The sequence below is a fragment of the Paracoccus sp. (in: a-proteobacteria) genome (genome assembly GCF_046462195.1).
GTDB lineage: Bacteria > Pseudomonadota > Alphaproteobacteria > Rhodobacterales > Rhodobacteraceae > Paracoccus.
Map to the genome: position 1 here is coordinate 1 of NZ_JBKGUN010000113.1, position 5,739 is coordinate 5,739.

General features: G+C 60.4%; 8 protein-coding genes. 4 read left to right on the forward strand and 4 right to left on the reverse strand.

What is annotated here, in order from left to right; all coding sequences use genetic code 11:
* The 3 genes from ACLHHB_RS07390 to ACLHHB_RS07400 form a co-directional block, all read right to left on the reverse strand.
* On the reverse strand, positions 1–305 hold a 305-nt coding region (locus ACLHHB_RS07390; RefSeq protein ID WP_410217631.1), incomplete at its 3' end, for a GNAT family N-acetyltransferase.
* A 90-nt stretch (positions 306–395) separates the two neighbouring features.
* Positions 396–629 (reverse strand): ASCH domain-containing protein, encoded by a 234-nt coding sequence (locus ACLHHB_RS07395; RefSeq protein WP_410217632.1) that lies wholly within the window; start codon positions 627–629, stop codon positions 396–398.
* A gap of 521 nt (positions 630–1,150) precedes the next feature.
* Complete coding sequence (locus ACLHHB_RS07400) at positions 1,151–1,759, reverse strand: NUDIX domain-containing protein (RefSeq protein ID WP_410217633.1); 609 nt, start codon at positions 1,757–1,759, stop codon at positions 1,151–1,153.
* 82 nt (positions 1,760–1,841) lie between these two features.
* Between ACLHHB_RS07400 and ACLHHB_RS07405 the strand changes: the two genes are divergently transcribed.
* From ACLHHB_RS07405 to ACLHHB_RS07415, 3 genes are all read left to right on the forward strand, one after another.
* Positions 1,842–2,597 carry a DeoR/GlpR family DNA-binding transcription regulator gene (locus ACLHHB_RS07405; protein WP_410217634.1) on the forward strand — a complete coding sequence of 252 codons (756 nt, stop codon included), beginning with the start codon at positions 1,842–1,844 and terminating at the stop codon, positions 2,595–2,597.
* A gap of 295 nt (positions 2,598–2,892) precedes the next feature.
* Positions 2,893–4,281, forward strand: a complete 1,389-nt coding sequence (locus ACLHHB_RS07410; RefSeq protein WP_410217635.1) for an MATE family efflux transporter — start codon at positions 2,893–2,895, stop codon at positions 4,279–4,281.
* Positions 4,278–4,715, forward strand: coding sequence for a glyoxalase superfamily protein (locus tag ACLHHB_RS07415; protein ID WP_410217636.1), 438 nt, complete (start codon positions 4,278–4,280; stop codon positions 4,713–4,715). The genes ACLHHB_RS07410 and ACLHHB_RS07415 overlap by 4 nt, the downstream gene beginning before the upstream one ends.
* A gap of 126 nt (positions 4,716–4,841) precedes the next feature.
* Here ACLHHB_RS07415 and ACLHHB_RS07420 read toward each other — a convergent pair whose 3' ends face one another.
* A complete protein-coding gene (locus tag ACLHHB_RS07420) occupies positions 4,842–5,072 on the reverse strand; it encodes a DUF1127 domain-containing protein (protein ID WP_410217637.1) in 231 nt (76 codons plus the stop codon).
* A 144-nt stretch (positions 5,073–5,216) separates the two neighbouring features.
* Here ACLHHB_RS07420 and ACLHHB_RS07425 point away from each other — a divergent pair.
* Positions 5,217–5,739, forward strand: a 523-nt coding sequence (locus ACLHHB_RS07425) for a LysR family transcriptional regulator (protein ID WP_410217638.1), incomplete at its 3' end; no start/stop codon positions are given.

Genomic DNA, 5,739 nt, shown 5'->3' on the forward strand with positions numbered 1-5,739 from the left:
TGCTGCTCTGCCACCTGAACCAAGGAAGTCGCCACGCCCCGTGCCTTGTAGCGAGGGTGGACGAACATCATGTCGAGATGCCCGTCCGCTTCAAGATCAGTGAAACCGGCCACAGAACCTTGGATCTCGGCCACCCATGTCGGCCGACTCAAGCGGCGCAGGTGCCACGCCTCGCGATCCACCTGCGCCCAGGCATCCACTTGAGCCTGCGTATAATCCGCACGTGCAGTCTGCAGGATCGCCGCCTGGAAGGCGTCAATAACTGCGTCAAGGTCAGCAGGCTTGTAGTTACGGACGACCAACATGGCGTTCCTCCATTCATTCCCTATCGGATTCCGATCGCTCTGGGGCAGGCAGAGCCTGACGGCGCACTCCCAGTCAACTCAGATCTTCGACTAGGATGAACCGCTCCAGATAGTCATCATATCTTTCGAGAAGCCGCCGTTCCGCGCAAAGTACCTGCAGTGGTTCGCACGCCAGCCCTCGAGGCTCGCATCCTCACCCTCGGCCAAAGCCATTTCTTCGGTGACCTCATCGAACCGGCACTGGATCGATTCCGCTGTGTCGTTGATGAGGGCCGGCATGTCGTCCCAGCGGAGGACGATGTAGCGCCGCCCCGCTGACGCCATCGGTTTGACGCCCAGGTATCACGCAGCGCGCCGCAGGTTTCTGTCTTTCGCACAAGCGACAGAAGAGTATCGCTTAATGGCGAGTGTCGCCGAACTTGAAGGCAACAGCGGTGGGAAAGCGCTCTCCGAGCACCTCTAGATTGGGCGACATGAGCTTTCTCTTTCAGAAAATGCGCTTTGGCCCTTGAGAAGCCGACTTGACGGTCTCGTAATATGCCCCTTCTGGCCGACCTCATGCTAGCACACCTTTCAACGGAGCTCGTGGTAGCGTATGACAGGCGGCTGCACCGGCGGCAGGCCAATGTCGCGCCGCATATGAGCGGTGAAGTGGCAGGGGTCGGGCACCCGCGAATGCCGACGCCGACGCAACAGCAGTCCTCCTATCATGACCCAGATGGCAGCCGCCTTGCCATGACCGGTCATGAGGCGGTGGAGTTCACGGGGCAGCTCGCTCGCCGGCGGGTGGGTGCGCGTGTGACCGCCCAGCAGATCCGCAGGCGCATGCGGAGCAGGCTGCGGCGTCACGACGTTGCCCCTCCAGGTTTCGCCATGTCGAACAGGCGCAGGGCGGCGTGCTGCAGCAGCATGATTGTCTTGCCATCCCGTATGGCGCCTTCGTCGATCATCGCGATCGCCTTGTCGATCGTCAGTTCGAAATGAGCGATGTCCTCGCCTTCCTCGGCATTGCCGCCGCCCTCGGCCACCCGATCCGAAGGGGCATAGCTCGCGACGAAGAAGTGAAGCCGCTCCGTGACCGAGCCGGGGCTCATGAAAGCGTCAAAGATCTGCCGGACGTTCCGCACGCGGTAGCCAATCTCTTCCTCCAACTCGGTGCGGATACGATCTTCGGGACTTGCACTGTCCAGAAGTCCGGCCGGAACCTCGACCAGCAGGTCGTCGTGCCCATTGACGAAGGCAGGATAGCGGAACTGCCGCGTCAACAGGACGGTCCGACGCTGAAGATCGTATAGCAGGATCGCAGCGCCGTTGCCGCGGTCATAGGTCTCGCGGCTCTGCATCTGCCAAGAGCCGTCGGCACGTTGAAAGCGGAACGTCGTCTTCTTCAGCACATACCAGTCATCAGAAAGCGTCACGACGTTCTCGACCTGAACTCGTTCACAAACACTCATGTCGCACCCTCAGTAGTGATTCTGCACGTTCTTGCACGAAATCATAAATCGTGCAATAATGTGTATAGGTAAGGAGACTGCGTTGCTGACGACGGAACGAAAGAACATGATCCTGCTCACGCTTCAGCGCGAGGGCAGAGTGGTTGCCAAGGAACTCAGCCAGCAACTTCAGCTGTCCGAGGACACCATCCGGCGTGATCTGCGCGAGCTTGCAGGCGAGGGCCTGTTGCAGCGCGTTCACGGAGGCGCCTTGCCGGCCTCGCCCGCACTCGCCTCCCTGAGCAGCCGACGAGAAATGTCGGGGGACGACAAGCTGGCGATTGCCCGCACCGCGAGCCGGATGGTGAAGAACGGACAGACGGTTTTTCTGGACGGTGGAACGTCCACCGTTGCTGTGGCCCGAGCGCTTCCAGAGGACCTCAAGGCAACCGTGGTCACGCACAGTCCGGACATCGTGCTTGCCCTGCTTGACAAGCCGTCGATCGAGATCGAACTGATCGGGGGCCGCATCTACAAGCACTCGAACGTGTCCGTCGGTGCTGTCGCCATGGAGGCTATCCACCAGGTCCACGTCGACGTCTACTTCATGGGCGTCACCGGTATCCATGTCGACTATGGCCTGACCACCGGCGACCGCGAGGAGGCGGCCATCAAGCGCGCCATCTGCCGGCAAGCAGGCGAAACGGTCGTCCTCGCCTCACAAGAGAAACTGGGTGCGGTTTCTGCCTATGATGTCGTTGCCCTCAGCGAGATCGGGTGCCTCGTCATGGAGAAGGCGAAGACGTCGGACGAGGTTCAACGACTTAGGAAACAAGGCGTCACAATTGTTGTGGCCTGACGGAAGCAGCAGCCGCGTATGAATGATGCTCAACCGAAAATCATCGGAGATCTGCGCTACCTGCTGGCTTCTACCAACGTCTCTACAGACTCGACCCTTGATCTTCGCGCGTCTCGCCGCCGGACTTGACAGGCCAATGGGCGGCCTTGTATCAGCGCCGCAAGGTTCCGAGCACCTGCCGCCTGCTGACGAAAGTCACGGTGAAGCTCGGCGGTTGACGATCCTCACCCTCGAAGCGTTTCGTTGGTGGGCAATGCAGGCACCCATCGAAATCGGAACGTCGGAGGAGTGAGCGATGCCGGTCGGCAACTCATGCGACAATCGTTTTCTCAGCGCGCCTGTTGGGCGGCTGTTCGTCGTCAACGCCCTTCCAACCATGCTCGTCATGACGATGAGCGGGTTGCTGAACGTCGTCGATGCGATGTTTCTCGGCCACTTCGTTGGCGCCGATGCCTTGACCGCCGTCAGTCTGGTCTTCCCGGCGGTGATGGTTGTCATCGCCTTGTCCACGCTGGTCAGCGGCGGCATGTCCAGCTTGCTCGCACGCCATCTGGGCGCGGGTCAGGGCGAGGCGGCCACTGCCGTCTTCGCTCGTGCGCATGGGCTGTCGCTGTTCATCTCATTGCTGCTGATCGCCAGCCACGTGCTCTTCGGACCCCTCCTCATCAGGCAGATCGCCGGCAGTGCGGACGACGCGGGGCGCATGGCGCAGACCTACCTCATGATCATGGTCATTTCATCGCCCGTCCAGTTCCTTCTGGGGGTTCACGCCGACACCTGGCGCAACGAAGGCCGGATGGCGCTGGTCGCACTCCTCTCGGCGCTGGTGACGCTTGCCAATGTCGGGCTTAACTATGTGCTGATCGTGATGCTTGATCTGGGCGTTGCGGGATCGGCTTGGGGAACGGCACTGGCGCAGGGCGTCGGTTTGGGGATCCTTGTCTGGCTGCGGGCATACCTGCCAAGTGCAGTTCCGCTTAGCGGGTTGCTACGGCACCGTTGGAGCGGCAACTGGTCAGCAATGGTTGCGCTTGGGGCGCCACTCAGTCTTGGGTATGTCGGCATCGCCGTGGTCGCCGCGACACTGATTACGGCGCTGCGGATGATGGCAACGCCGGATTATGCCGCGGTCGTGGCCGCCCACGGCATCGTCACGCGGATTTTGGGCCTGACCTATCTGCCGCTGATGGCCATGGCACTTGCGACGCAGAGCATCGTCGGAAACAACTGCGGGGCAGGTCTGCACCAACGGGCAGACGCCGCACTGCGCCTCGCCCTCGGCGTCTCGCTGATCTACTGCGGCCTGGTCGAACTGATGTTCCAGGCGGCCAGCGACCATATCGGCGCCAGCTTCTCCGGCGAGCCGGATGTCGTGAGCCATGTTGCGGCAATCCTGCGCCCGATGCTGGCGGTCTACCTCTTCACCGGGCCGGTGCTGATTCTGGCCCTGTACTTCCAGGCGATCGGCAAGCCGGGTCGAGCCGCGGTACTGACCCTGTGCAAGCCGTTCGTTCTGTGTCCGGCATTGATCCTGGCTTTGGCCGCCACGCGGGGCAGCACAGCCATCCGGTTTGCTTTTCCGCTCGCCGATAGCCTGATGGCGCTGATAGGAGGAACAATGCTCGCTCTGCTCTGGAAGAGCCGAGCGACGTGGCCCGCCGACGCAGGAAGGGGGACGGCATGACGTTGTACACGGTCTCGGACGCCAAGTCGCGGGCAAGGGCCTTGAGGGCGGAATGCGCTGCGGCGGGCGTACCCGTCAGCCATGCACAAGCGTTGGAGATGGTGGCGAAAAAAGCCGGCGCGCGAGATTGGAACACGCTCCACGCCCGGCTGGTGAAGCAAGAAGAGCCGTTGCACCTGCATGATGCAGTCAGAGGGCACTACTTGGGCCAAGCCTTTACCGGCAAGATAACAGTGCTGACCGTGCGGGATAACGGGTTTGATGTCACCATCCGGCTTGACCGCCCGGTCGACACCGTTCGCTTCGACAGCTTTACCAACCTCCGCCGCCAGATCCGCGGCACCATTGGCCTCCATGGCCGCAGCGCCGCCCTGACGTCTGACGATGTCCCGCAGCTGATCGTCGAAAAAATCCAGCTGCAACGGTCGGGATGAGGGGCGGTTACATTATCGACGCCCCGCATAGCATACCTCAAGGCGCCGTTGCTGACTGGCAGCTTTGCGGCATGAAGCGGTCATTTGCTGCCTGAAAAAATGTCGGCTGCAGTTCTAATGCAGTCATCAACGCTGACGCCAATGCGCTGGCACATCCCAAGCCCGCCGCGCGATTTCGGCTTTCACCTGATCCCGTGTAAGACCGATGTCCCGCAACTGACTGTCACTGAGCCGAGACAGATCGATACGGCTTTGCCGAACATCGAACATGGTCAGCAGACGTTCCAGCCAGTCAGGGCGGGGTATGATCCCTTGGCCCGTGACCACACGAAGAAGGGCGCTTGATCTGTTACGCATAGTTCATCTCCCATGATAAAATAATATCAATTTTAAAGATGATATTCTCGGTAATCATCTTCATGATTGATGAATGAGAGATTTTGCGCTAATCGTAAAATGAATGATTTTGATGCCTGTCATCATCGAGATTGAGGGAAGCGAATGCGCAATCTTGACATAGCCACGCTGCGATCATTGCAAGCGGTGGCGGAATACGGCGCTGTCACCCGCGCGGCTGAATCTCTCAATATGACGCAGAGCGCGCTATCGATGCAGATGAAGCGTTTGGAGGATCTTTTCGGACGTCCGATGCTGGAAAAGGCTGGGCGAGGGGTTGTTCTGAGCGAGTTCGCGCAGGACGTGCTGGGAGAAAGCCGCAAGCTTGTGGCACAGAACGATGCCATTCTTGCCCGCTTCACTGGCGAACGGCCTCAGATGCGCCTACGCATAGGATTGACCAGCGACTGGCTTTTCACAAAAGTGGCTGAGGCCGTGCGGGTCTTTCGCCTGGACCATCCTCGCACCGAGATGATCATCAATGACGGGCGCAGCAAGGACCTTCGCGCTCAGATGAAACAGGGCGAGCATGATGTGATCCTGACCACCGAGTTCGATGCGCCGCCTGGTGCCATTCATCTCGCAAAGGTCGATCTGGCCTGGTTTGGTGCCATTGGCGGAGAAGCGT